The sequence below is a fragment of the Chryseobacterium sp. LAM-KRS1 genome, assembly GCF_013184525.1.
Taxonomy (GTDB): domain Bacteria; phylum Bacteroidota; class Bacteroidia; order Flavobacteriales; family Weeksellaceae; genus Chryseobacterium; species Chryseobacterium proteolyticum.
This window is the reverse complement of record NZ_JAAOIZ010000005.1, coordinates 465,505-491,294: the sequence shown is the minus strand read 5'-3', so window position 1 is coordinate 491,294 and position 25,790 is coordinate 465,505. Positions and strand designations below refer to the sequence as shown.

The 25,790-nt window shown below is 36.6% G+C and carries 23 protein-coding genes; 16 read left to right on the top strand and 7 right to left on the bottom strand.

The window, feature by feature from the left end:
- The first annotated feature begins 120 nt into the window (after positions 1–120).
- The 3 genes from G9C87_RS16855 to G9C87_RS16845 all read left to right on the top strand — a co-directional run bounded on the left by G9C87_RS16855 (position 121) and on the right by G9C87_RS16845 (position 5,376).
- Positions 121–1,974 (top strand): cytochrome-c peroxidase, encoded by a 1,854-nt coding sequence (locus G9C87_RS16855; protein WP_228457036.1) that lies wholly within the window; start codon positions 121–123, stop codon positions 1,972–1,974.
- A 298-nt stretch (positions 1,975–2,272) separates the two neighbouring features.
- Positions 2,273–4,420 carry an alkaline phosphatase PhoX gene (locus tag G9C87_RS16850; protein ID WP_172283276.1) on the top strand — a complete coding sequence of 716 codons (2,148 nt, stop codon included), beginning with the start codon at positions 2,273–2,275 and terminating at the stop codon, positions 4,418–4,420.
- 56 nt (positions 4,421–4,476) lie between these two features.
- Positions 4,477–5,376, top strand: coding sequence for a leucine-rich repeat domain-containing protein (locus tag G9C87_RS16845; protein WP_172283274.1), 900 nt, complete (start codon positions 4,477–4,479; stop codon positions 5,374–5,376).
- A gap of 1 nt (position 5,377) precedes the next feature.
- Here the strand turns inward: G9C87_RS16845 and G9C87_RS16840 are convergent, their stop codons facing one another.
- A complete protein-coding gene (locus G9C87_RS16840; protein ID WP_172283272.1) occupies positions 5,378–5,701 on the bottom strand; it encodes a translation initiation factor in 324 nt (107 codons plus the stop codon).
- Between the two features lie 195 nt (positions 5,702–5,896).
- Here G9C87_RS16840 and G9C87_RS16835 point away from each other — a divergent pair, with 195 nt between their 5' ends.
- From G9C87_RS16835 to G9C87_RS16810, 6 genes are all read left to right on the top strand, one after another.
- The gene (locus G9C87_RS16835; protein ID WP_172283271.1) at positions 5,897–6,832 is read left to right on the top strand and encodes a DUF2268 domain-containing putative Zn-dependent protease; all 936 of its coding nucleotides are present in this window, start codon (positions 5,897–5,899) and stop codon (positions 6,830–6,832) included.
- Positions 6,833–7,078: 246 nt separating this feature from the next.
- Positions 7,079–8,629: a 2,3-bisphosphoglycerate-independent phosphoglycerate mutase gene (gene gpmI, locus G9C87_RS16830; RefSeq protein WP_172283269.1), complete on the top strand. Its 1,551-nt coding sequence runs from the start codon at positions 7,079–7,081 to the stop codon at positions 8,627–8,629.
- 155 nt (positions 8,630–8,784) lie between these two features.
- Positions 8,785–9,762 carry an acyl-ACP desaturase gene (locus G9C87_RS16825; protein ID WP_172283267.1) on the top strand — a complete coding sequence of 326 codons (978 nt, stop codon included), beginning with the start codon at positions 8,785–8,787 and terminating at the stop codon, positions 9,760–9,762.
- A 91-nt stretch (positions 9,763–9,853) separates the two neighbouring features.
- Positions 9,854–10,285, top strand: a complete 432-nt coding sequence (locus tag G9C87_RS16820) for a BT0820 family HAD-type phosphatase (protein WP_172283266.1) — start codon at positions 9,854–9,856, stop codon at positions 10,283–10,285.
- A gap of 109 nt (positions 10,286–10,394) precedes the next feature.
- Entirely contained in the window at positions 10,395–11,204 is an 810-nt protein-coding gene (gene map / locus G9C87_RS16815) for a type I methionyl aminopeptidase (protein ID WP_172283264.1), read from the top strand.
- Positions 11,204–11,971 carry a class I SAM-dependent methyltransferase gene (locus G9C87_RS16810; protein WP_172283263.1) on the top strand — a complete coding sequence of 256 codons (768 nt, stop codon included), beginning with the start codon at positions 11,204–11,206 and terminating at the stop codon, positions 11,969–11,971. Before map ends, G9C87_RS16810 begins: the two co-directional genes overlap by 1 nt.
- A gap of 57 nt (positions 11,972–12,028) precedes the next feature.
- Here the strand turns inward: G9C87_RS16810 and G9C87_RS16805 are convergent, their stop codons facing one another.
- From G9C87_RS16805 to G9C87_RS16790, 4 genes are all read right to left on the bottom strand, one after another.
- Positions 12,029–12,355: a DMT family transporter gene (locus G9C87_RS16805; protein ID WP_172283261.1), complete on the bottom strand. Its 327-nt coding sequence runs from the start codon at positions 12,353–12,355 to the stop codon at positions 12,029–12,031.
- Between the two features lie 156 nt (positions 12,356–12,511).
- Positions 12,512–14,458: a hypothetical protein gene (locus G9C87_RS16800; protein ID WP_172283259.1), complete on the bottom strand. Its 1,947-nt coding sequence runs from the start codon at positions 14,456–14,458 to the stop codon at positions 12,512–12,514.
- Between the two features lie 193 nt (positions 14,459–14,651).
- Entirely contained in the window at positions 14,652–15,155 is a 504-nt protein-coding gene (locus G9C87_RS16795) for a hypothetical protein (RefSeq protein WP_172283257.1), read from the bottom strand.
- 328 nt (positions 15,156–15,483) lie between these two features.
- The gene (locus G9C87_RS16790; protein WP_172283255.1) at positions 15,484–16,047 is read right to left on the bottom strand and encodes a Crp/Fnr family transcriptional regulator; all 564 of its coding nucleotides are present in this window, start codon (positions 16,045–16,047) and stop codon (positions 15,484–15,486) included.
- A 307-nt stretch (positions 16,048–16,354) separates the two neighbouring features.
- Between G9C87_RS16790 and G9C87_RS16785 the strand changes: the two genes are divergently transcribed.
- The 6 genes from G9C87_RS16785 (at position 16,355) to G9C87_RS16760 (ending at position 22,971) form a co-directional block, all read left to right on the top strand.
- Positions 16,355–17,356, top strand: coding sequence for a LacI family DNA-binding transcriptional regulator (locus G9C87_RS16785; RefSeq protein WP_172283254.1), 1,002 nt, complete (start codon positions 16,355–16,357; stop codon positions 17,354–17,356).
- A gap of 33 nt (positions 17,357–17,389) precedes the next feature.
- Entirely contained in the window at positions 17,390–18,286 is an 897-nt protein-coding gene (locus G9C87_RS16780) for a carbohydrate kinase family protein (RefSeq protein WP_172283252.1), read from the top strand.
- Positions 18,287–18,360: 74 nt separating this feature from the next.
- The gene (gene era, locus G9C87_RS16775; RefSeq protein ID WP_172283251.1) at positions 18,361–19,236 is read left to right on the top strand and encodes a GTPase Era; all 876 of its coding nucleotides are present in this window, start codon (positions 18,361–18,363) and stop codon (positions 19,234–19,236) included.
- A 66-nt stretch (positions 19,237–19,302) separates the two neighbouring features.
- Positions 19,303–19,731 carry a DoxX family protein gene (locus G9C87_RS16770; RefSeq protein ID WP_172283249.1) on the top strand — a complete coding sequence of 143 codons (429 nt, stop codon included), beginning with the start codon at positions 19,303–19,305 and terminating at the stop codon, positions 19,729–19,731.
- A 214-nt stretch (positions 19,732–19,945) separates the two neighbouring features.
- Positions 19,946–22,348, top strand: a complete 2,403-nt coding sequence (locus G9C87_RS16765; RefSeq protein ID WP_172283247.1) for an alpha/beta hydrolase family protein — start codon at positions 19,946–19,948, stop codon at positions 22,346–22,348.
- 86 nt (positions 22,349–22,434) lie between these two features.
- The gene (locus tag G9C87_RS16760; RefSeq protein WP_172283245.1) at positions 22,435–22,971 is read left to right on the top strand and encodes a hypothetical protein; all 537 of its coding nucleotides are present in this window, start codon (positions 22,435–22,437) and stop codon (positions 22,969–22,971) included.
- Positions 22,972–23,018: 47 nt separating this feature from the next.
- On the opposite strand, the gene G9C87_RS16755 is transcribed toward G9C87_RS16760, so the two are convergent.
- Entirely contained in the window at positions 23,019–23,708 is a 690-nt protein-coding gene (locus G9C87_RS16755) for an HAD family hydrolase (protein ID WP_172283244.1), read from the bottom strand.
- Between the two features lie 77 nt (positions 23,709–23,785).
- On the opposite strand from G9C87_RS16755, the gene G9C87_RS16750 reads away from it, so the two are divergent.
- On the top strand, positions 23,786–24,355 hold the full coding sequence (locus G9C87_RS16750; RefSeq protein ID WP_172283242.1) for a Crp/Fnr family transcriptional regulator: 570 nt from the start codon (positions 23,786–23,788) through the stop codon (positions 24,353–24,355).
- A gap of 27 nt (positions 24,356–24,382) precedes the next feature.
- Here G9C87_RS16750 and G9C87_RS16745 read toward each other — a convergent pair whose 3' ends face one another.
- Complete coding sequence (locus G9C87_RS16745) at positions 24,383–25,750, bottom strand: MATE family efflux transporter (protein ID WP_172283240.1); 1,368 nt, start codon at positions 25,748–25,750, stop codon at positions 24,383–24,385.
- Positions 25,751–25,790 lie beyond the last annotated feature (40 nt).

The window sequence follows — 25,790 nt, the reverse complement described above, 5'->3', positions numbered from 1 at the left end:
AACAGGCAGTATATCCGGCTTTTCAGTATAATGAATTTGGTTTCGGGGTTTAAAATTAATAAAAATTCATGAATTAAAATATAAACATTATTTAATCCAGATTTAAAACTGAGATAATGTATGATGATTACATTTGCCGCTAAAAATTTCATGAAATACTCTTTACTGCTTATTATTTTAACTTTCGGTTTTGCAATCATGTCATTTAATCCTACAGATAAAGGGACGAAAAATGAAAATACTTTTATCAATAACGGGTTAACTGACTTTAAAAATAAGCTTGAACAGTTGAAAAGAGATGTTTACCTGTTTGGGGATGACAAAATATCTCTTGAAGATCTGCAGAAATCAGTGAGTACTACCCGAAACTCTTTTAAGGAAATAGAATTCTATATTGCCTATCATTACCCTGAATTCACAAAAACCCATCTTAATGCTGCTCCTTTATTTCATATTGAGGCAGCAGGAACGTCAGCCTATACTTTGCCCCCGGAAGGATTACAGGTTTTGGATGAACTGATTTACTCGGAAGAGGCAGCTGAACAGAAAGAGAAAATAAAATCCATTATTGATTTTTTGTACAATAGTTATTCTAACTTTTATTTAAGCTCGGTAAAAAACGGATTGAGCAAAGGTGTCAATAAAACATTACCACTCCGTATTGAGTTAATAAGGATTTATAGCTTGGGAGTTACAGGCTTTGATACACCCGGTTCTTTAAATATTTCTGAAGAAGCAGCGTATGCGCTTTTGGGAATAAAAAAATACATTAATGATGATCCTTATTTTACGAATTATAATATTCAGAAAGCAAATACCATTCTTTCTGATGCAACCGGATACCTTGCAGTTAATAAAAATTTTGAAACATTTGACCGCATTGAATTTTATAAAAAATACATCCAGCCTCTTTATGAAGAATTTGGAAACTGGGACGGAAGAACAGATGACCTCAAGGCGTTTTCGGGATGGAACGCTCAGAACAAAAATTTTTTCAGCAGCGATTTTCTGGATCCCTATTTTTATACCCTTTTAAAGGCATCTGAAGATAATCCAGAGCTTAAGAAACTGGGCAAAGAAATATTCTATGACCAAAGTGTAAGCGGAAATGGGAAAATGAGCTGCGCTACATGCCATTTGCCGGAAAATGCTTTTACAGACCTTAAAGCAAAGTCGCCAAGTAACGTTGAAGGAAAAACCGTGTTGCGGAATTCTCCTTCTTTATACAACGCAGTATTTGCTAAAAGATTTTTTTACGATATGCGTGCTTTTTATATCGAGCAACAGGCAGAGCATGTTATCTACAATGAACAGGAATTCAATACGAGCTATGAAAGTATTATTAAAAAATTAAAGGAAAAACCGGAATATAAAAGAGCATTCCGTACAGCATTTAAAGATGGGAAGATCAGTAAAGAAAATTTCTCCAAAGCATTGAGTTCATATGTAGCTTCCCTTTATTCTTTTGAAAGTGATTTTGATCGCTTTATGAGAAATGAGAAAGAAATCTCAGATGATGCTAAAAAAGGATTCAATTTATTCATGGGAAAAGCCAACTGTGCAACCTGTCATTTTGCCCCTCATTTCTCAGGACTGGTTCCTCCCTTCTATAATGAGAATGAATCGGAAGTGTTAGGGGTTACAAAAGCTCCGATCAGTAAACTGCCTTTAGAACTGGATTCTGATTTGGGAAGAGTGAAAAGCCCGGTGAAAAAAGAAAATTCCTGGATCTATGAAAATTCTTTTAAAACCATGACAGTAAGAAATATTGCGCTTACAAAGCCTTATTTTCATAATGGAGCATTTAATACTCTGGAAGAAGTGTTGGATTTTTATAATGAAGGAGGAGGCGAAGGTCTGGGGTTAAAAATAAATAACCAGACTTTACCAGCGGATAAACTTAATCTTACCGAAACTGAAATGAAGCAGATCATTGCATTTCTAAACGCTCTGACGGATGTAAGCAAAAGATAACAGGGAAGTGTTTATAATGAGCGGGCTAAGGCTTATTTGATTTAATAAATGAATTTCGAAACTCGAAATGAACGTGCTATACTTAAAAAGTAATCGTTTTACGCTCAATTTTCTACTTATATCGTGATTATTACATAACCACGAATTTCAAATCCTGCATCATATTTAACACAAACTTAATTCACTTAACATTGGGTTTTTAATTTTGTAACATTGCTGATGCTTTATTTAAAACTCTATTAATAGAGGGCTGGTGATAAAAAAATAGTTTTGCAACATCTAATAAATCGAAATTATTATGAAGAAAAAACTACTAACAGTTGCAGCTCTTGCACTCGTATCAGGTTCTGCCCTTCAGGCACAGACCTTTGTTTTCAATAAAAATGCCTCATGGAGGTATATCGACAACAACCAGGCGCAGGTTACCCAGTGGAAAGATACCAATTTTGATGTTTCTTCCTGGTCTACAGGAAACGGTCCGTTAGGATATGGCGATCCTGTAACTACCACTATTAATTCAGGTCTTACTGCAGCTTATTTTGCAAAAGATTTTAGTGTTAATCTTGCTGATCTTTCCGATACCATGGAGTTAGGAGTGATGAGAGATGACGGTATTGTTGTATACCTTAACGGACAGGAAGTAGTAAGGGACAATATGCCTACAGGAACTATCGCTTTTAATACACCTTCTGTGACCACAATTGACGGTGCTGCAGAGAATGTGTATAATGTTTTCTCGATTCCAAAATCAAAATTTGTTAACGGAAACAACAGGATATCCATTGAACTGCACAACAGAAGCGGGCAAAGCTCAGACCTGAGAATTGATGCTTATTTAAAAACGGTAAGCGGAACAACGAACCCTGTTGGTTGTAATGCGGCTCACATCAGTTGTTTCACTTCTATTGTTCCTACTTCACAAACCAATAAACTGATCATCCCTGCCGAGCATAAATATCAGCTTATTTTAAAAGAAGGAGATGCCTATACACAAGGAGGTGGATTAGTAGGTGGACAGAATGATTTTACCGCTTATGTTGCTAAAAACGCCAGCTCAACCGATGGTTATCTTTCAGTAAACCATGAAACAAATCCAGGTGGAGTTACGATGGCTGAAATCAATTATAATGCTTCAACGAAGCTTTGGCAGCTGACAAAATCCAGAGCTGTGGATTTCTCTACACCAAGCCTTGTACAGACGATCAGAAACTGTTCAGGAGGTATTACTCCTTGGGGAACTGTGGTTACAGCTGAAGAATCTGTAACCTCAAGTGATACCAATGCTGACGGATATAAAGATTATGGTTGGTTGGTAGAAATTGATCCTGCAACGGCCCAGGTAATTTCACAGAATCCGGACGGTTCTAAAGGGAAATTATGGCAGATGGGTATAATGAATCACGAAAATGTAGTGATCAATAATGCAGGAACGACTGCTTATTATGGTGAGGATGGAGGAACCCATCTGGTTTATAAATATGTAATGGATACACCCAACAACCTTTCATCAGGTAATCTTTATGTACTGAAACTGGATCAGGGATTAAGCAGTACAGGAGATCCGGTAGTAAATACAGCAACATGGATCCAGGTACCTAATAAGACAAAAGCAGACCAGAATAATACAAATAACCTGGCTTTTTCATTAGGAGGTACAAAATTCAACGGAATAGAAGATGTGGATATCAGTCCATTGGACGGGAAGATTTATTTTACTGCAAAAGGTTTAAATAAAGTATATCGCTTACAGGATAACGGAACTACCGCTTCTCAAGTAGAAACGTTTGTCGGAGGGCTTTCTACTGTATATTCTTTCAATACGGCACAAGGGATCAAATCAGAAGCATGGGGAGATGGGAATGACAATCTTACTTTTGATGAACTTGGAAACCTTTGGGTGTTACAGGATGGAGGGAAAAATTATATTTGGGTAGTAGCTCCGGATCACACTCAGGCGAATCCTAAAGTGAGACTTTTTGCTTCTATGCCGGCAGGTTCTGAGCCTACAGGACTTACCTTTACTCCAGATCATAAATTCGGATTCTTTTCGATTCAGCATCCGGATGCGACAATCTCTACAGATGTGGATGCCACTGGAAATACAATTGACTACAGAGGAAAATCTGCCACCATTGTTGTCGCTCTTAAAAATAATTTAGGACAAAACGGTACTTTGGGAACAATTGACGCTAAAACCGAAAGTACAGTTAGTGTAGCTCCAAACCCGACGTCAGGAATTGTGAAGATCAATTCTTCTAAAGGCTTGAAAGATATTTCTGTAACAGCCTACAGCATGGATGGTAAAATTGTATTCACAAAGAAATTTACAGGCTCTCATACTGCGTTGGATTTAGACTTTACATCCCAGCTTGAAGCTTCCCGTGTTTTGATCGTAAATATCGAGGCAGAAGGATTCCAGAAAACAGTAAAAGTAATAAAGAAGTAATGTATTAATATTCAGTTGCTGCCGGTAATTCTGTTATCGGCAGCTTTTATCTATCTATGAAAAAACTTTCCTTATTGATTATTCTGTTCGCACTGAACTACAGCTATGCACAAATTGATCCGGTAAAATATCCTACCTATACGACTATCGAAGATGCTTTAAAAAGTGAAAAGCCGGTATACAGTATGAGTTTCAGAGGTAAAGGTTTATTTAATCTTCCTTCTGATATAAGAAAATTTACTTCCTTATTCTTTCTTAATATCATGGGAAATAATCTGGAAAAGATGGATCCTGAACTATTTGCTTTGAAGAATCTGGAGATATTGAATGTCAATGAAAACAGCATCAAGTTTATTCCGGATGAAGTTGGAGAGCTTACCCAGCTGAAAACCCTTTCAATGAATCTGAACAACCTGACCACTGTTAATCCCAATATTGCAAGGTTACAGCAATTGAAGGTAATTCATCTCGATGCTAATAATCTGAATGTTTTCCCGGAAGCCTTAACGGAAATTCCGGCATTGGAGGAAATTAATCTTCAGGATAATCAGATCAGCTTTATTTCCGAACGTCTGAATCAAATTAAAAACTTAAAATACCTGAATCTGGCAGCGAACCAGATCAATGATCTTGGCAATCTTGAATTTCCCAAGAATCTGAAGTATCTGGAATTACAGCAAAATGCTATTTCCAAACTACCTGAATCCCTTTTTCAATCAAAGAATCTGGAGTTCCTTAACGTGAGCCAGAATAATATTCAGGAAATTCCGGCAAAAATAAAAGGATTGAAAAATGTGGTAAGTATGAACTTTGCAAACAATAACCTAAAAGACCTGCCGAACGATATTTCTCAGCTTAAAAATCTTAAAACATTGATATTAACGGGGAATCCTATGGATAAGGCCACCATTGAAAAATATAAGAAATTGCTACCTGATACTCAGATCTATTTCTAAGCTATCCGCCAACCCTTTTCGTTTTATAGCCCATATCTTTAAGAATCTCCATAATCTTATCTCGGTTATCCCCCTGAATAATGATCATCCCATCTTTTTCCGATCCTCCGATCCCTAAAGTGGTTTTGATCTTTTTGGAGATTTTTTTCAAATCTTCTTCACTTCCTTCCCAGCCTTCAATCACTGTAACGGGTTTTCCATTTCTTCCTTTTTTTTCAAACTTGCATATCAGGGGTTCTTTCTGCTTGAATTTTTCTTCAGGCATTTCAAAATCCTGCTCTTCATGGTCAGGAAAAAGGTTCTTTAGTTGATCTCGTAAATCCATAAAGCAAAATTAAAAATAATAATTAATACCTCGCCGCAGATTTTTCATAATCATAAGCAAAAAGTATTCATTCCAATAGTATATGCCGTGAATGCCTATTGATTTAAAGCAAAAAACTTTTGTATTCCACATTAAATACAAAGGCGATTTTTATATTTTTGGAATTCATAAAATACACTCAACTAAAATGAGATCATGAAAATAAAAACAAGGACCATTCTTATAGCATTCACTTTAATTTTTGCAGGGGTAAATGCTCAGACAAATTTTTCCACAAATCCTCTGGATGCTGTCTTTGAAACAAGAGATACCGATAAATTCTGGAAAGCTTTTGATCAGATAGAAACATCAAAGAAAAATCCTTTTGCAGATTATGTAAAAGACGGATCTCCCGGAGTAAAAGGTTTTATGGAATTCAGGATCATCAATGCCGATTCTTTATATTCAAAAGTAAAAAAGAAGAGGGAAGATTATTTAAAAAGCCGGAATGTACTGAATGGGATCAATCAAAAAGAAAAAAGGACAAGGGCAATTTACAGCGCGTTAAAATATTGGTATCCCGAAGCTAAATTTCCACCCGTATATTTTGTCTATGGAAGATTTAATTCCGGAGGAACGACTTCTAATGATGGTATTATAATTGGCACTGAAATGCTTAAAAATCTGGATGGTGTTACGGGGCTTATTGCTCATGAATTGATTCATTTTCAACAAAATATTATGGGAAATGACATGCTGCTAAAATATACCTTGCTTGAGGGAGGAGCGGATTTTGTCAGCGAATTGATATCTGGTGAAAATATTAATGTAAAAGCATTTCAATATGGTGAAGCACATGCTGATCCTTTAAAAAAGGAGTTTGTCGCTTTATTAAAGGGAAACAGTGCTACGGACTGGCTTTATGAAACCAGTAAAAAAGATGACCGTCCTAATGATTTAGGATATTGGATGGGATATAAAATTTCAGAAGCCTATTTTAATAAACAAACAGATAAGCATAAAGCAATCCATGATATATTGAATATCAAAGATCCCTTGTTATTTTTGAAAGAAAGCGGTTTTTTAGATCAATACATCAAAGAATACACAAAGAAAGACCACAAAAAGTTTGAAGACTTTTTTAAAGTGTAAACTGTAAACGTTTGAACATTTGAATTGGTGAGAGTTCATATCATATATGATGCTGTTCCTAGGAATAGAGATTGAGCAGCCACCATTATTATTAATGAGAATCTTATTGAATTGCAAAATCCGTTACTGTAAAAAAAATCCATTGTTTAAAGAGAAATAAATAAAAGCTTTAATAAAAATTTAAGTCTTTAAAAGGATCAGTTTCATTGGAAAATAGGTAAATTTGTATATTAAAAGTTACAAAAAATGTCGAAAAAAGCAATACTGGCCATACTTGACGGATGGGGACTGGGAAAAAATCCTGAAGTTTCAGCACTTGATAAAGCCAATACACCATTTATAGATAGTTGTTTTCATAAATTTCCACACACCACACTTGAAGCGAGCGGTACTGCAGTAGGTCTTCCTGCAGGACAGATGGGGAATTCAGAAGTAGGACACATGAATCTTGGAGCAGGAAGAGTGGTTTACCAAAATCTTGTAAAACTGAATATGGCTGTAGAAAATGGAACCCTCGGGGAGGAAAAAGTCATTCAGGAAGCTTTCGAATATGCTAAAAGGGAAAATAAAAAAGTACATTTTATCGGATTGGTTTCCAATGGAGGAGTACATTCCCATATCAATCACTTAAAAGGTCTTTTAACCGCGGCTAAAAATTTCGGACTGAATGAAAATGTTTTTGTCCACGCTTTTACAGACGGTAGAGACTGCGATCCGCATTCAGGATTGGGATTCATCAAAGAACTTGATGAACATATGCTTGCTACGACCGGGAAACTGGCAACTATTGTCGGAAGATATTACGCCATGGACAGGGATAAGAGATGGGAAAGAGTGAAATTAGCTTATGATGCGCTAACAGAAGGAGTAGGACTTCAAACAACTGATGCATTGGCAGCAATCCAGCAGTCATATGATAATAATGTTACCGATGAGTTTTTAAAGCCGATTATCCTTATGAATACTACGGAAACAGGTAATGTGGTTCCTGTAGCTAAAATTGTGGATAATGATGTGGTTATTTGCTTTAACTTCCGTACCGACCGGGGAAGAGAGATCACAGAAGTTCTGTCTCAGAAAGATTTTCCGGAATTCTTTATGCGTAAGCTGAATCTGTATTATGTTACCCTTACCAACTATGACAAGACCTTTAATAATGTAAAGGTAGTTTTTGATGAAGAAGTTTTACAGGAAACGATGGGGGAAATCATCGAAAAAAACGGTAAAACGCAGATCCGCATTGCAGAAACAGAAAAATATCCTCACGTTACCTTTTTCTTTTCCGGTGGTAGAGAGAAAGAATTTGTAGGGGAAAAAAGATTGCTTTGTCCAAGCCCTAAAGATGTTCCTACTTATGATCTTAAGCCTGAAATGTCTGCTTATGATATTACCAATGCTATTGTTCCGGAACTGGAAAATGAAACTGCTGATTTTGTTTGCCTCAACTTTGCGAATACGGATATGGTAGGACATACCGGAGTATTTGAAGCTGCTGTAAAAGCTGCCGAAACGGTAGATAAGTGCATTGAGAAAGTGGCTACTACGGCTTATGAACATGGTTATGCCGTCTTTATCCTTGCTGATCACGGGAACTCAGATGTCATGATCAATCCTGATGGGACACCAAATACACAGCATTCCACGAATCTGGTACCGCTTATTATAATGGATAAGGACCGTACCTGGAATTTAAAACCGGGGAAATCCGGAAAACTTGGCGATGTAGCTCCGACTATTTTAAAAATAATGGGAATAGACATTCCGGAAAGTATGACAGGAGATGTTTTAGTAAACTAAGATTACCAATAAAAAATAAAAAATGCCGTTACATTAATAATGGCATTTTTTATGATATATGTCATACATATTATGAGAGACATACGTTATTATGCTCTAAATAATAAATAAATCCTATCTTTGTATATTAATTATAATAAATCTAAATAACTGAAATGTATCAAACGCTGGTAAGGAAGGAAGTGATGAGTATTCTAGAAAAGGAAGTAAGTTCTTTTCTGGAAAAGTTTTTGACGCCAATTGAAAAAATATGGCAACCCTCAGATTACCTTCCGGATCCGTCAAGTGAAAATTTCAAATATGATTTAGAAGAAATTCAGACCTTCGCTCGTGAAATGCCTTATGACCTTTTTGTAACCCTTATCGGTGACTGTATTACAGAAGAAGCTTTACCATCTTATGAATCTTGGTTAATGGGTGTAGAAGGTATTGATCAGGAAGAAAAAGTAGGCTGGGCCAATTGGGTAAGATCATGGACAGGTGAAGAAAACAGGCATGGTGATTTGCTGAATAAATATCTTTATTTATGCGGCAGGGTTAACATGAGAGAAGTAGAGATTACGACTCAGTACCTGATCAGTGACGGTTTTGATCTTGGAACAAGTATGGATCCTTACAGAAACTTTGTATATACAAGCTTCCAGGAAACAGCAACTAATATTTCGCATAGAAGGGTAGGAACTTTAGCTAAACAATCCGGAAACGGAAAATTGGCAAAAATGTGTGGAGTGATTGCAGCAGACGAAGCAAGACACGCTAAAGCATATAAACATTTCGTTGCAAAGATCCTTGAGCTGGATCCGTCAGAAATGATCCTGGCATTTGAAGATATGATGCGTAAGAAAATTGTTATGCCGGCTCACTTAATGAGACAATCAGGGCAGAAAGCAGGTGAGTTGTGGGGACATTTCTCAGATGCCGCACAAAGATGTATGGTGTATACCGGTCAGGATTATATCAATATCATGAAAGATCTGCTTGACGAGTGGAAAATAGAACACATCAAAGGTCTTACTGAAAAGGCTGAAAAAGCACAGGAATACCTTATGAAGCTTCCGGCGAGATTACAGAAAATTACAGACAGAGTTTCTACTCCTGACTTACAATTCCAGTTCAGTTGGGTGAAAAGTTAGGTATGGAATACTTAAAAAATAAAAGTAAGAGTGCCAAGTGTTTTTGGCACTCTTTTTATTTCTTATCTTTGCACAGCTAAAAACGCAGAAAATGTTAAATAATAAAAAAATTGCTGTAGACTTCGACGGAACCATCGTTGACGATGCTTATCCGGGGATCGGAAAAGCGAAGATCTTTGCATTTGAAACTTTAAGAAAACTTCAATCCGAGGGTTACAGGTTAATTCTTTGGACATACAGACACGGAAAAACATTAGATGAGGCAGTAGAATTCTGCAAGAAAAACGGAATAGAATTTTATTCTGTAAACGGTAGTTTTGAAGGAGAAGTTTTCGACCCTGAAACACAATCTCGAAAAATAGATGCAGACTGGTTTATTGATGACAGAAATTTAGGTGGTTTTCCGGGATGGGGAGAAATCTATAATATTATCCACGAAAGGATAGAATTCCGTGTGGAAGGTAAAGAAGTTTTAGCATACTCCAAACTTAAGAAAGAAAAGAAAAAAGGCCTTTTCTGGTAAATTAATAGATATGAGAAGGAGACATTAGAAATTAGATTTTTGCATGTCTTTTATTAAGATTAAATCATTAATCTAACTTCTAAAATCTACTATCTAACATCGTATAAAAATGATTCAATTAAAAACAATAGACGAGCTTCGTCTTATGAAACAAAGTGCTCAATTGGTTTCCAAAACATTAGGAATGTTAGCGAAAGAAATCAAACCGGGAATTACGACTTTGTATTTAGATAAATTAGCCCATGATTTCATTAAAGATCATGGAGGAGAACCGGCATTCTTAGGATATGGGGGATTCCCCAATTCGCTGTGCATTTCTCCGAATGAACAGGTGGTTCATGGCTTTCCCAATAATGACATTATTAAAGAAGGAGATGTTCTTTCTGTAGATTGTGGGGCTGTTTTAAATGGCTTTGTGGGAGATCACGCATATACCTTCGAGATAGGGGAAGTGAAGCCTGAGGTTAAGAAACTGTTACAGGTTACCAAAGAATCCCTTTATAAAGGAATTGAACAATGCATCCGTGGAAAAAGGATTGGAGATATTTCTCATGCAATTCAAGCTCATTGTGAAAAAGAAGGCTATGGAGTAGTAAGAGAGCTTGTAGGACATGGATTAGGAAGAAAGATGCATGAAGATCCTCAGGTTCCGAATTACGGCAGACAGGGAAGTGGAAAAGTGATCAAGGATGGTCTTGCCATTGCTATTGAACCTATGGTTAACCTGGGAACTGAAAAAGTAAAATTCCATAATGACGGATGGACGGTAACTACCCTGGACAATCAGCCATCAGCACATTTTGAACATGATGTGGCTGTGATCAACGGGAAACCTGTATTGCTATCTACTTTCAAATACGTATATGAAGCATTAGGTATTCAAAGTGATGAGGAGAAGCCTTTTCAAATGGATTTCTAATGAAAAAAGTAACCAAGCTTTTACTGAATACTATTCCGCGTCCTGCGCTTATTACGATGAGCATATGGGCAAGGCCGCTTATCTACCAGTTTTTTAAGGGAGATGAATTTTTCGATCCTATTGATGGAAAATCATACCGTAAGTTTCTTCCGTATGGCTATGGAAAACAAAGGGAAAATGCTTTATCTCCGGGAACATTAAGTCTGGAAAGACATCGTCAGATGTGGTTATACCTTCAGAATGAAACCGATTTTTTTATTAAGAACTATAAAGTTTTGCACATCGCTCCTGAGCAGGAATTTTTGAGAAAGTTCAAAAGGATGCGTAACCTGGATTATATTTCTGCTGATTTATATTCTCCTATTGTAGATGTGAAAGCAGATATCCTGAACCTTCCTTTCGCTGATGACAGCTTCGATATTGTTTTTTGCAACCATGTATTAGAGCATATTGAAGATGATGCAAAAGCAATCAGTGAATTATACAGGGTAATGAGACCTGGAGGATGGGGTATTTTCCAGGTACCCATGAAGAATTCACTGGAAAAAACCTATGAGGACTTTACCATAAAGGATCCTAAAGAGCGGCAGAAACATTTCGGGCAGTATGATCATGTACGTTGGTATGGAATGGATTATTTTGACAGGTTGAAAAAGGCCGGATTTGAGGTTGATATCAATTTCTATTCACAAAAGTTTACCGAAGAAGAAATTAAAAAATACGGATTAAGATATAATGAGATCTTACCTGTTGTTTTCAAAAAATAAATAAAAATGTCTACACCATAATGTAGACATTTTTATTGGTTAAAGATACAGCTTTAATTAGTGAGATGCTGCTTTCAATCCGATGATGGAACCAATCAGCGTTGACAAGAAGAATATCCTCCAGAACGTTATCGGATCCTTAAAAAAGAGCATTCCCATTAAAGCAGTGCCTACTGCACCAATCCCCGTCCATACAGCATATGCAGTTCCGATAGGTAAAGTTTGCGTTGCCTTGATTAAAAGAAGCATACTAATGGTCATGGTAACCAAAAAACCGGCAAACCAATAATACATTTCTGATCCTGATGTTTCTTTTGCCTTTCCAAGACAGGAAGCAAAAGCTACTTCAAACAACCCTGCAATAATTAAAATAATCCAGTTCATTTTTTTATTTTTTTCTGATGCAAAGTTCCGTATTTAAAGGGGAAAATAATTTTACAAATGTTAAAAAATGATATTTTCGACGGTTACAAAAAAATACCTGCCCCGAAAGGCAGGTAACACTAAATGAAAACACTATTTATTATTGAGAACGCTTTTTTAATTGCATCCCTGCTGGATACATACCCATCCTTTTCTGTCAGGTGCAATTGCGGGATTATCTCCTCTGTACAATTTGATACATTTTGCATCAGTATCGTAAACGATCATTCCTGTTACGGGTGTTAATGCATTGATCTGTGCGGTGGTCATGTGAGTAATTACCATTCCTTTTTTAGAAGCATCCAGCACTATATAACCATTAGGAACCTGGGTTGGCCAGTTATCAGCATGTGATTCTTTGGTTGAAATTCCAAATTTACTTAATAAAGGAGTTCCTGTTTCTATTGGTCTTTTACAGGAACAATCCTTGTACTCAGGATCGCTTGAACCGAATTCTGAAATGATCACGGCATCTGAAGCCGGTGAGTCACAACTTTCGGGATTAGTAGTAATGTAAAAAGCATAATAGGTTCCTGGTCCTACTGCTGCCGGATTGGTAACTTCAGTTCCAGCATCTTTTGTAGAGGTTGTATACCATTTCAGTTCATATTCATCGGGTATATTTCCAATATGCAGGTCTGCAAGGTTAACAGTAGCCCCGGGACATGTTTTTTTGCTGATGACATTGGGCTGTGTATTGGCACCACAAAGGTTTACCCTTGCTGTGAAGAAGGTGTAATTATATGCATTTGCCTCTAAGGCTGAACCATTACCCATACTTCCACTGGATGAATGTCCTACATAACCGAAATTCTGGCTGCACTGCTTAATAACCATGCTGGTATGCCCCCCTGTTTCTACGGCCATCAAAACATCATTGGCATCCAGCCCAGGCATATAGGTAGGATCGATAAATGTAGCTCCTCCTCCTCCAAGCATACCTCTGTCATTAGTTCCCCAGCTGTACAGTTTTCCGTCCGTAGTGAGGGCATTTATTGCTGAATAATAGCTATCGTGCTCACTAGGACTGATCCATGCAATATCGGTCATATTTTCAGTAGGGGACTTTTTTACTCTGATCCATGATCTGCTGTCGTTCACTGTGAAATCTCCCAACTCTCGATAACGATTGTTTCCCAGGCTATATAATGTTCCATCTGAAGCAAGAAGATAATAAGTGTTAGGGGTACTACTATTATTGGTCGTCATTCCAATCATCTTTGGCCTCGCTCCTGCGGGCCAGTCGGAAGGTAAAGTCATTTCTGTTGCATACGTCCTCGATGCTGCACCAGAATTATCTCCTAAATAAGTCCCGGATCCCCATGTATAGAGTTTACCTGTGGATGTTAAAGCGATTAATCCCATTCTGGTTCCTCTTACAGCAACAACATCGGTTAGATAGTCATTAGCTCCGTTACCTGTTTTTACTCTGTGCCAAAGACTGTTATTAACTGCAGATTGTGCAGATCCGTCCCCGTTTTTATTGCCGAACATGGATAAAACCCATGCCTGTCCATCACATGTAGTAATAGCTAATGTGCTACGCGTACCAAACATCATTTTAACATCCCCTGGACTTACACCTTCTGGTAAGCCATCTTCCTTAGCAACTGATTCGCCCGCAGTGCGGATCCTTACTTTCCGGAATGCAGTACGATTTGTTATAGAATTGGTAACAACAGTATTCAAGTTTCCCCATATAAATAAACCATCTGTTGTTAATACGATAAACTGTGCACCATCACCACCTGCACTTCCTCCGGCATATCTAAGAATGGTCCCGGTAAGTCTAGGGTAATTAGTACTGTTGATTTCAGTTGGTGAAAGGACGTTATCGGTACCATTTGCTGCAGCGTATTCTCCCCATATTAATACTCTTCCTGAGGCTTCTTTAAGCATAGAAGAGTGAAAAGTAGAAATCAGATTATCATATTCAATGGTATTCGGATCACTGCTTTTAACGTAAGTGTTTCCATTACATCCGGCGCCTCCGCATTGTGCCTGAAGGCTTCCGGAAATCCCGGATATAACCAGCAGACAGAAATACATATACTTTTTCATCATAAAATTGTGTTTTTTATATTATTATATTATATATTAATAGAAACTGTGCCCGGTTTTGGCCATAAGAAAGTTGTAAATCATAAGATTTATCCACCTCTGCTTACCGTCTTACAAAACGGCACACATATTTATCTGACCTTTTGAGTCATCATAAGGGATAAATAATAGGTCAGTGTTTAGTCTTGAAGTAAGTTTACTGCCAGAAGAACCAGTTTTGCCCATCGCAAACTGCTAAGGAATCACTGTTTGTATCGTATACTATTGTTCCGGTTACCGGACTTTTAATCGTACTCTGCGGATTAGAGACTTTTGGTAAGATCATGGCTTTGGTAGTCGATTCCAATACCAATACTCCTGGCTTGGAAGAGGTATTGTCACCTATAATAACCCCATGGTCGGTTGCTTTGTCAGCAATTTGTGTATTTACATAAGGATTGGCTACAGATTCTCCTGTATTGGTTAGGTTGATCCAGTTTGTGCCATCATGGTATTGTACGGCTCTGTCATTGATATTGACAATAAAGGTCCCTCCTGTTGCACCGGGCGCATCATCTACGGAAGGTAGGATAATACCTTTAGGTTCAAGTCCAAATTCAAGAAGAGTACTGGGATTGGTGATGCTGCTTTTTCCAATAGCAACCTGAGCGTGCAGCATCATACATAGGAATGTTGCACAAGCGATTGTGATTTTTTTCATTTGTTTGTGTTTTGTGCAAAGTTAGAAAAAAGCAGAAAAATGGAGAAACAAAAAAATTAGAATAATATTAGAATTTTTGAATGATGTTTGTTTTTACTTTGGTTTTATTGTAGTATTGTTATTTTTTAATTGTTTTAATTTGATTTTTATGAATTTTAAATATCTGATTTCTGTAAAGTATAAATAAATTTATTAAGACTTGCATAATGTTGTTTATTTACATTATATGGCTGTCTGAACATTGATGGCTCCAGGTTGTATTTTTTTATTGAGTATAAAAGTATTGCGTAAAAAAACTTAATTTTATGATAAACCATGGAATCATGTATTATTTGATTTCAGCCCGGATTCTGCTCAGACTTACCTGGGTAATTCCAAGATAAGAAGCAATGTGTCCCAGCTGAACCCTTCTCAAAAGATTGGGTTTGTCACGCATCAGGTCTTTGTAGCGTTCGGTAGAAGTTTTGAACTGTCTGGATATAATCAACTCTTCAGTTTTTACAAGCTCTCTTTCTGCAAACTTACGGCCCCAATTGGCAATGTAGATGTCTTCATTGAAAAGTTTTCGGAGATATTCTGTTTCTAACCGGTACAACTCACATTCTTCCAGCAGCTCGATACTTTCATAACCCGGTTTATCTTCTACATAACTTTTCATGGAGACAATCGTTTCTCCTTCACTGCCAAACCAGAAAGTAATATCATTATCCTGGGTGGAGGCATAGGCCCGAACAATTCCCTTTTTAATAAAATAAACATAAGGAATGATCTTGTCTGCTTCCATGAGGCAAAATCCCTTAGGATAAGCTGCTTCAGTAATATGAGCTTTAAGCTTTTCCCGTGAAGATTCAGGAAGAATCAGTAAATTATCGATGATTTCGTCTATAGTCATGAAGGCAAATTCTAATCAGTCAAAATTATTTGTTTTTACTGATTTAATGAAGATGTTATGGTTAATTTTTACATTTGCGATCTTTAAAATGAGTAAATCGCAAAATAATATTCTGGTCAATTAGGATTAAACAGCTGAGAGATAATGAAAATAAGAGTTGTATATTTCTGATCTATAGTTATATATAAGGTGAATTTGTGATTTTTCAAGAAATTATAAGCATCTGTAATTTGATATAAAATAAATTCTGTTTTTATTTCATTTTTAGTAAATATAAAATATTTTTGTACGCCGCCAAATAAACAAAATGAAGAGAGCTTCCATTAAAGACATTGCAAGAATTGCCGGAGTTTCCGTTGCAACTGTTTCTTATGTGATCAACAAAAAGGAGGGAAGCAGAATCAGTGAAGTAACCAGGAATAAAATTCTGGATATTGCAGAAGAAATAAATTATACACCCAATAAGATTGCCAGAAGCTTAAAAATGAGCAAAAGCAAGCTAATAGGTCTCATTGTTCCTGATATTTCAAATGATTTTTATTCCAATATTGCGCGTTGTATAGAAAATGAAGCCATGAAGCTGGGGTATACCATACTTATCGGAAGTTCTGATGAAAACCCTGATAAGTTTAAAAAGCTTACGGAGCTTTTTTCTCAGCAACAGGTGGACGGAATGCTTGTAAGTCCTGTAGCAGGCTCTGATGATATCATTAAGAAGCTGCTAAAGGACGAATATCCTATTGTGTCTATTGATTATTATCTCGAAAATGTTGAGCTTCCTGCAGTAACGCTCAATAATTTTGAAATTTCCGGGCAGGTTTTCAACTATCTGATGGAGCATAAATTTGATGAATTGATCTATGTGGGATACAATACCCATCTTCCGCATTTGCTTGACAGACAGCGAGGGTTTGAGAGAAAAATCAAGGAACACGGTATTGCATCAAAGAAAGTGCTGGTAGAAATGGGAAATGTTACCTCAAAAGTTCATGCAGGATTAGATGAACATCTTAAAATAGGTGCAGGAAAAACAGGATTATATTTTTTAAACAATAAAATAGGAAATGCAGGATTGCATTATCTTGTAAAAAATAAGATCAGGGTTCCTGAAGATGTTTCTGTCATTGCTTTTGATGAAACCGATGCCTACAATTTATTTCCTACAGAAATTACCTATATAAGACAGCCGTTGGAAGAAATGGCCAGACAAGCTGTAAAACTCCTCGATGAACAAACAAAAAATTTCTCTGAAAAGGGAGAAACAATAGTTTGTGAAGCAGAATTAATTATAAAAAAATCAGTCAAATAAAAAATTTAACCTATATATTAAACGTTTAACCTAATGAAAAAAAATAATCAGTATGTAGTATGTTTCGGAGAAGTTCTTTGGGATATATTTCCACAAGGATCCAGAGCTGGAGGAGCACCTTTTAATGTAGCTTATCATGTTTCTAAAACGGGAATTGATGCGAAGGTACTCAGCAGAATAGGGAACGATGATCTTGGTAACCAGCTGGTCAGTCAGATCAAAAACTGGGAAATGACAACGGACTATATTCAGGTCGATGCTGATAAACCAACGAGTACCGTTGTAGCTACTATTGATGAGGATAATGAAGCCAGCTATGAAATTATTAATGAAGTAGCCTGGGATTATATAGAAAACCTTCCGGAGCTTACTGAATTGGTATCTCATGCCCAGGCATTTATTTTTGGAAGTTTATCCGCACGGAATAAAAAAACAAGAGAAACTCTTTTTAAGCTTTTGGAACATGCAAAACTTAAAATATTTGATGTCAATTTCAGACCTCCGTTCATAGAGGTACAGCTCATTAAAGATTTACTTCATCAAGCTGATATTGTAAAGATGAACAAAGCAGAAATGAGACAGATCATCGATTTTCTTAATGAAGAATATATTGATGAAGATCAGAGTGCTGCTTTAATTCAGGATCATTTTAAGATTAAGGAAATAGTTCTTACCAAAGGAAGCAAAGGTGCCAGGTATTTTAAAGGGACAGAAAGCTATACCTGCGCGGCTGTTCCGATCACCATTGCAGACACCGTAGGAAGTGGAGACTCTTTTCTGGCGGGATTTATATCCAAAAGAATACAGCAGGAAGCTCCGGAAATCATTATGAAAGAAGCTGTTGCATTAGGAGCATTCATTACGTCAAAAGAAGGGGCATGTCCGGAGTATGAATATGAAGAATTTCAAAAGTTCAGGGACCAGCATTAAAGACTTAAATCTTTAAAATTTATCCTAAAGACCAGTTTTCTTTTACTAACTTTGCAGTCCGTAATATAATTTTTATGCACAAATCAGGATTTGTAAATATAGTTGGAAAACCTAATGCAGGAAAATCAACGCTCCTTAACCAGCTGATGGGAGAGAAGCTTGCGATTGTAACGCAGAAGGCACAGACAACACGTCACCGTATTTTTGGAATTTATAATGAAGAGGATTTACAGATCGTATTTTCCGATACTCCCGGGGTGTTGGATCCTAAATATGGTCTGCAGGAGAAGATGATGGATTTTGTAAAGGACTCTTTACAGGATGCCGATGTATTTTTATTCATTGTAGATGTTACAGATAAAGCGGAACCTTCGGAATTTCTCATTGAAAAACTGAATAAAATTCCGGTTCCGGTTTTACTTTTATTAAATAAGGTAGACCAGACCAACCAGGAAGGTCTTGAAAAGCTGGTAGAAGAATGGCATAACAGGATTCCTAAGGCTGAAATTTTGCCGATTTCTGCATTAAATGCCTTTAACACGGACGTTATCCTTCCAAAGCTAAAATCGATGCTTCCAGAAAACCCGCCTTATTATGATAAGGACCAGTATACAGATAAGCCGGAACGTTTTTTTGTTAATGAGGCAATCCGTGAAAAAATCCTTTTGAATTATGAAAAGGAGATTCCTTATTCCGTAGAAGTGGTTACCGAACAATTTAAAGAAAAGGAAGGAATCATTTTTATAGACTCTATTATCTATGTGGAAAGAGATACCCAAAAAGGGATTATCATTGGACATAAAGGGGAAGCAATAAAAAAAGTGGGTACGGAAGCGAGAGTGGATCTAGAGAAATTTTTCGATAAAAAAATTCACCTGAACCTGTTCGTAAAAGTGAAAAAAGACTGGAGAAAAAACGACAGGGATCTAAAGAATTTTGGGTACAGATAAACTAAAACATCAATAATCATCGTTGTATAGAAAGATTTTACTATCTTTAAACTAAATTTTTCATACATGAATTATAGTAACTCAAATTCTAATCCCATATTTAGAGATATTATACTGTTAATTGTGAGAGTTTTTATTGGATTTGCCATGCTTTCACACGGATATCCCAAACTCCAGATGTTATTGGAAGGCGGCAAGATAGATTTTTATGATTTCTTAGGACTTGGTCCGCAGATCTCTTTAATTCTTACCATTATAGCAGAGTTTGTATGTTCAATACTCCTTATTTTAGGATTATTTACCAGAGTAGCTCTGGGTTTCCTTATCTTTACAATGATTATTGCGGGATTTGTAGTTCATGGATCCGATCCATTTGAGAAAAAAGAGCTGGCTTTTATTTACCTCTCTGTTTATCTTCTTTTAATCGCTTATGGAGCCGGAAAGATCTCGGTGGATTACATGATAGAAAAACGAAAAAGGGCATCCGATTGGTAGATGCATACCGATATAATAAAGAGGGCATAATTGTATGCCCTCTTTTTGTTTTATAAAAGATAAAATTCACGATGTATCTTCACCTTATAATCTCGATTATGTTGTAAAAATCATTAGGTAATTATCGGATTTTACAAGTTGCAGGACAGGCTAAATGATTGTTGTTTACCCTTTATAATAACAAAATTTACTAAATTCGTAAAAAATGTATATAATGAAGATAAAACTAACCGTTTGCCTTCTTGCGTTCCTTAATTTTTATGAAGCGCAGGAAAATGTTACTTATCAAAAGCCGTCTGCTGAAATTCTTAAACTTGCAGACTACGAAAGACCTCCAAGTGTTTTAATGAACAGTAAAAAGGATTGGGTAGTTTTTACTTACCGTCCTACCTATAAAACCCTAGAAGATCTTAGTCAGCAGGAAATGAAATTAGGTGGTCTCAGAATCAATCCTGTGACGAATATTTCTAGTTCAGCAACTTACTCCAATAACCTTAAGGTTAGAAAAATCAATGATAAAAGTGAGGTTCAGGTAAAAGGATTGCCTTCCAATCCTAAAATAACCAATACTTCTTTTTCTCCCGATGAAAAAAAGTTTGCCTTTACCAATACAACAGCAAAAGGAGTAGAGCTTTGGATCGTGGACCTTGAAACGGCAACGGCTAAGAAAGTTACCAATGATAATCTCAACGCTAACCTGGGTAGTCCTTATACGTGGTATAAAGATTCTCAGAATTTACTGATAAAAGTGCTTCCGCAAAACAGACCTGCATTGATAGATTCAAGCAAGGATCTGCCAACAGGACCTATTGTATCTACTGCGGATGGAAAAGTATCCCAAAACAGAACGTATCAGGATCTTCTTAAAAATCCTCAGGATGAAAAAAACTTTGAAATTCTTACCGCTTCAGATATTTATAACGTAGATCTTTCCGGCAACGTAAAAAAAGTGAAAGATCAGGACATGTATGCAGGTCTGAGCTTTTCACCGGATGGGAATTACCTGATGGTTACCACAATCAAAAAGCCTTTCTCGTATATCGTTCCTTTGAACAGATTTCCCATGACTACAACTGTATATGATGCTAAAGGAAGCATGGTGAAAGTCGTAAATGAAGTCCCTTTAAATGAGATTATGCCTAAAGGTTTTGCCTCAGTAAGAACAGGTAAAAGAGATATGGGCTGGAGAAGCGATGCCCCGGCAACACTTGTTTACGCAGAAGCGCTGGATGGAGGTGATCAGGCTAGAACTGCTGAATACAGAGATGAAATCTTCACCTGGGAAGCACCGTTTAACAATGCGGCAAAATCTTTCTTTAAAACGAAGCAGAGATATGAAGGAACAAGCTGGACCAATGATCATTATGCTATCGTTTCTGAAGATTGGTATGATACAAGAAATACCAAGTCATTTTTAGTAGACCTGAACAATGGGGAGTCAAAAGTAATTGATGACAGAAACTATCAGGATGTTTACAGCGATCCCGGAAATTTCAATACCACAAAAAATGAATTCGGAAGAACTGTAATTGATATGAAAGGGGGAAAAGCTTATCTCATCGGAGCAGGATTTACAAAGGACGGACAGCATCCTTTTATCGATGAAATGGATGTGAAAACATTAAAAAAGAAAAGACTTTACACTTCAAACTTAAAAAATGCTAAGGAAGATATTATAGATATCCTTAATCCTGCAAAAGGTGAAGTACTGACCATCCAGCAGTCTGCGAGCCAGTATCCTAATTATTTCAGGAAAAACATCAAATCTAATAAAGCAGAAGCCGTAACTACTTTTGCCAATCCTTTCGAAAGCATCAAAGATGTGTATAAGGAAGTGATTACTTACAAAAGAAATGATGGTGTAACGCTAACGGGAACTCTTTATCTTCCGGCAAACTATGACAGAAAAGCAAAAAAAGAAAAACTTCCCTTGCTGATCTGGGCTTATCCTACAGAATATAAAGATAAAAATACGGCAGGGCAGAATACTCAGAATCCTAACGACTTTACCTTCCCTTATTACGGTTCTTTTGTATACTGGACCACAAAAGGATATGCTGTTCTTGACGATGCTGCATTCCCGATCATAGGGGAAGGAAAAACAGAACCTAATGATACTTTTATTCCGCAATTGGTAGCGAATGCAGAAGCAGCAATCAATGCAGTAGATCAGTTAGGCTATATCGATAAGAAAAAAGTAGCCGTAGGAGGACATTCCTACGGGGCTTTTATGACCGCTAACCTTTTAACCCATTCTAAATTGTTTGCGTGTGGAATTGCCAGAAGCGGAGCTTACAACAGGACATTAACACCGTTTGGCTTCCAGAGTGAGCAAAGAAACTACTGGGATGTACCTGAAATTTATAACACAATGTCACCATTCATGAATGCTGATAAAATGAAAACACCATTATTGCTGATCCATGGTGATGCGGATAATAATCCGGGAACATTCACTTTACAGACGGAAAGATATTTCCAGGCACTGAAAAATCTGGGTGCTCCCGTAAAGATGGTTCTTTTACCTAAAGAAGCCCACGGATATGTCGCAAAAGAAAATATTCTTCATTTGCTATGGGAACAAGATCAGTTCCTGGAGAAATGTCTCAAGAAATAAATTGAAAAACTCGTCCCTTTGGACGAGTTTTTTGTTATTTTTAGCTGAAATTTATATATTAAGTTAAAAAGTAAGAAGTAGCACTTATGAAAAAAATATTGTTAGCATTACTTTTATTCATTTTTATTGGAAAAATTTTTGCACAAACTGATAGTCTTGAAACTGGAAAATATTTTTCAGCAAAAAGGCATTTTGAAAAGGAATACATAAAACAAAATTATTTAAACTCTGATGTAAAGGTTGAAAAGGATAGAATAATAATTGATGTTATAAAAGATGATGGCTTTTCAGGAGATTTAGGAAATAGAATTACCTTAATTTTTGGACATAAATTATTTAGTCCATTAGAATTAGACAATGAGAATGCAGTTCAAATATTTAGTAATAATGAACTTGTATTGTTGAATCCAAATCCGCAGACAAAAAGATTTAAGTTTTGGATAATTCCCAAAAATAGGGTTGGGCATAAAAATTCATTTGAATATATGCTGCAAGGAAGAGCTAATCCTTCGGAATACTATTTTGAACTTCAAAATATGAATGCTGATGAAAAGACAAGCTTTGAAGAATTTATTAAAGGTTCAAAACTCACCTATTTAGCATATGGGGGAATTATTATATAATTATATTCGTTGTCCACTTATTCAGGAAGCATAAAATCAATTGATCATTACAAATATTTCAAAACCCCACTGATATCACCAAGTTCAACAAATCTTTCATGTTTCAGCTGATGTTCATGTTGCTCGTGAGCCCAGGTGATATGGAAAGGGATATGAGCTGCATAGCCTCCCATCTCAAGGACTGGTAAAATATCTGATTTTATGGAATTTCCTAACATAAGAAAATGTTCAGGTTTGCAATCCAGATGCTTCAATAGCTTTTGATAATCACTATTTTTCTTATCACTCATAATTTCTATGTGATGAAAATATTTTTCGAGCCCGGATTTTTTAAGCTTACGTTCCTGATCAAGCAAGTCTCCTTTTGTAGCCATAACCAACCTGTATTTTCCTTTTAGTTGTTCTAAAGTCTCTGTTACACCTTCAAGAAGTTCTATAGGCTGCTGAAGTAAATTATGCCCCAATTCAATTGCTTTATTGACCAGTTGGAGTGAAGCTGTTCCGCTTGAGACTCTGCAGATGGTTTCCACCATAGAGAGCATAAAACCTTTGACCCCATAACCGTAAAGGTGAAGATTCTGCATTTCGGTTTTAAATAATTCCTGAGAAACGGAGTGATGTGGAAGGTAGTCTTCCAGTAAAGCACAAAATTCCTTTTCCGTTTCCTGAAAATACGGCTCGTTTATCCAGAGCGTATCGTCTGCATCAAATGCTATTGTTGTTATATGATTTTTCATTTTACTTTTGTACATTTCTGAAGGCAAAAATCAGAATAAAAAATACATCAGAAAAGGACATTTGTCCCGGACCCTATATGTTACGAACGAACGAAGCATTTTTAAAGTATTTAGAGCAGCTATACGTAAATCAGGAGCGTAAAGAAGATATTGTTATAAAATCATTTTCAAAGGGGCAGAAAATATTTACCCAGAACGAAGCGGCGTCGAAAGTAATGCTTATTCGTGAAGGAATTACAAAATGCTATTTTGTAGAGGAAAATGAAAAGGAATATATTATGGAGTTTCTGGGAAAAGGTGAAATTATAGGTGAAATAGAGTTTATTAAAAATATTAATTGCCTTTGCTCCATCGAAGCTATGACCAATGTTTCTGTATACGCTATTTCCATCCCTTATTTGAGATCGGTGATTAAAAATGACCTTACGTTGAATAACCTTTTGCTGGATGTATTTGCCGAACGTATCGTAAATACATCGACTAGGGCGTCTTACCAGCAGCTGTACACCACTGAACATAATCTGGCAAAGCTTCTGAAGCTACAATCCAAACAGGAGATTGAAATTTCAAAAGAAGATATGGCTGCTTATTTAGGAGTGACCATAAGAAGCCTAAACAGGGCGTTGAAAAGTCTGAATAATAACTAAAAAAGCGGTCTTACAAGACCGCTTTTTTTATATGGATGCATTCTGCCTGATTTTCTTTGCAGACATATTTAAAAAACGTTTGACCAGGAAGATCGCAGAAATGGTTAATCCCAATCCTAAAGCAATCCACATTCCGAATGCCCCCATATTTAGCGTAACACACAATAAGTAGCCCAATGGAACGGTAATCACCCAGTATGCTATAAAAGTGTAAATAGAAGGGATCTTCACATCCTGTATTCCTCTAAGCATCCCCAATGCTGTAACCTGAATTCCATCAGATAACTGGAATAATGCTGCGATAATCATTAGTTTTGATGCCAGTGTTATCACTTCAACTTCTTCTTTTTTCGTGAAGAATGTTGGGAGAATATTTCTGCCCAGAATAAATACAATTCCACAGATGCACATAAAGATAAAGGCAATTTTTAAATTATTAAGCCCAACTTTTCTCAGCTCAACATAATTTTGTTCACCCATCTTCCTTCCAATCATTACGGTAGAGGCTACACTGAATCCGACACATAAATTAAAGGTAAACGAGGCCATGCTTAATGCAATCTGGTGAGAGGCAATATCATGAGCTGAAATCAACCCACAGATGAAAGCGGCTCCCGCGAAGGCAGTTACCTCAAAGAACATTTGCAAGGCTGTTGGTAGTCCTAATTTTACCATTTTATCGAACATACTTCTGGAGAACACCTGGATCTTTAATGAAAAATCTTTGATATAGCGTCTTGTTCTTTCTTCTTTTAACAAAACGAAGTAAAGAAAAACCACCATAAAAATCCGGGCGATCAAACTGGCCAAAGCAGATCCTTTTACTCCCATCGGAGGTAATCCGAAAAGCCCCTTGATAAAAACGTAATTTAAAACAATATTAATAACGTTTGCAATAATGGTTGCTTTGGTCACACCAATCGTGTAGGATAGCCCTTCAGAAACCTCTCTCAAGGTCTGAAACGCCATAAAAGGGATCATACTGATCGCCATAATTCCCAAAAAATGAACTGTATCAGGAACGATCTTCGCAGGCTGTCCCGAATGATAGAGTAGAGGTAATCCGAGTAACAGGACTGCCATTAAAATAATTCCTACAGTCATATTGATCACAAATCCATGGCTGAATACGGAATTAATTCTTTCATGGTCGTGTCTTGAATGTGCCTCCGAAACAAGGGGAGGGATCGCAAAAGAGAATCCCAGTGCCAGTACAAATGTCGAGAAAAATACGGCATTTCCTAGAGAAACGGAAGCTAAAGCATCTGCGCCTAATAGTTTTCCGACAATAATATTGTCGAATAAGTTAACAGATACTTGTCCTACCTGCGTTAGCATTACGGGTAGCGCCAAAGTAAGGCATTCTTTGGTATAGTTTTTATTTAAAAAGCTCATAGTTTTAACAAAAAAAAATTTGCAGTGTTACTACTGCAAA

Coding starts and splice junctions, on each gene's coding strand:
- G9C87_RS16855 (WP_228457036.1), top strand. CDS start 121: ATGATGATTACATTTGCCGCTAAAAATTTCATGAAATACTCTTTACTG.
- G9C87_RS16850 (WP_172283276.1), top strand. CDS start 2,273: ATGAAGAAAAAACTACTAACAGTTGCAGCTCTTGCACTCGTATCAGGT.
- G9C87_RS16845 (WP_172283274.1), top strand. CDS start 4,477: ATGAAAAAACTTTCCTTATTGATTATTCTGTTCGCACTGAACTACAGC.
- G9C87_RS16840 (WP_172283272.1), bottom strand. CDS start 5,701: ATGGATTTACGAGATCAACTAAAGAACCTTTTTCCTGACCATGAAGAG.
- G9C87_RS16835 (WP_172283271.1), top strand. CDS start 5,897: ATGAAAATAAAAACAAGGACCATTCTTATAGCATTCACTTTAATTTTT.
- gpmI (WP_172283269.1), top strand. CDS start 7,079: ATGTCGAAAAAAGCAATACTGGCCATACTTGACGGATGGGGACTGGGA.
- G9C87_RS16825 (WP_172283267.1), top strand. CDS start 8,785: ATGTATCAAACGCTGGTAAGGAAGGAAGTGATGAGTATTCTAGAAAAG.
- G9C87_RS16820 (WP_172283266.1), top strand. CDS start 9,854: ATGTTAAATAATAAAAAAATTGCTGTAGACTTCGACGGAACCATCGTT.
- map (WP_172283264.1), top strand. CDS start 10,395: ATGATTCAATTAAAAACAATAGACGAGCTTCGTCTTATGAAACAAAGT.
- G9C87_RS16810 (WP_172283263.1), top strand. CDS start 11,204: ATGAAAAAAGTAACCAAGCTTTTACTGAATACTATTCCGCGTCCTGCG.
- G9C87_RS16805 (WP_172283261.1), bottom strand. CDS start 12,355: ATGAACTGGATTATTTTAATTATTGCAGGGTTGTTTGAAGTAGCTTTT.
- G9C87_RS16800 (WP_172283259.1), bottom strand. CDS start 14,458: ATGATGAAAAAGTATATGTATTTCTGTCTGCTGGTTATATCCGGGATT.
- G9C87_RS16795 (WP_172283257.1), bottom strand. CDS start 15,155: ATGAAAAAAATCACAATCGCTTGTGCAACATTCCTATGTATGATGCTG.
- G9C87_RS16790 (WP_172283255.1), bottom strand. CDS start 16,047: ATGACTATAGACGAAATCATCGATAATTTACTGATTCTTCCTGAATCT.
- G9C87_RS16785 (WP_172283254.1), top strand. CDS start 16,355: ATGAAGAGAGCTTCCATTAAAGACATTGCAAGAATTGCCGGAGTTTCC.
- G9C87_RS16780 (WP_172283252.1), top strand. CDS start 17,390: ATGAAAAAAAATAATCAGTATGTAGTATGTTTCGGAGAAGTTCTTTGG.
- era (WP_172283251.1), top strand. CDS start 18,361: ATGCACAAATCAGGATTTGTAAATATAGTTGGAAAACCTAATGCAGGA.
- G9C87_RS16770 (WP_172283249.1), top strand. CDS start 19,303: ATGAATTATAGTAACTCAAATTCTAATCCCATATTTAGAGATATTATA.
- G9C87_RS16765 (WP_172283247.1), top strand. CDS start 19,946: ATGAAGATAAAACTAACCGTTTGCCTTCTTGCGTTCCTTAATTTTTAT.
- G9C87_RS16760 (WP_172283245.1), top strand. CDS start 22,435: ATGAAAAAAATATTGTTAGCATTACTTTTATTCATTTTTATTGGAAAA.
- G9C87_RS16755 (WP_172283244.1), bottom strand. CDS start 23,708: ATGAAAAATCATATAACAACAATAGCATTTGATGCAGACGATACGCTC.
- G9C87_RS16750 (WP_172283242.1), top strand. CDS start 23,786: ATGTTACGAACGAACGAAGCATTTTTAAAGTATTTAGAGCAGCTATAC.
- G9C87_RS16745 (WP_172283240.1), bottom strand. CDS start 25,750: ATGAGCTTTTTAAATAAAAACTATACCAAAGAATGCCTTACTTTGGCG.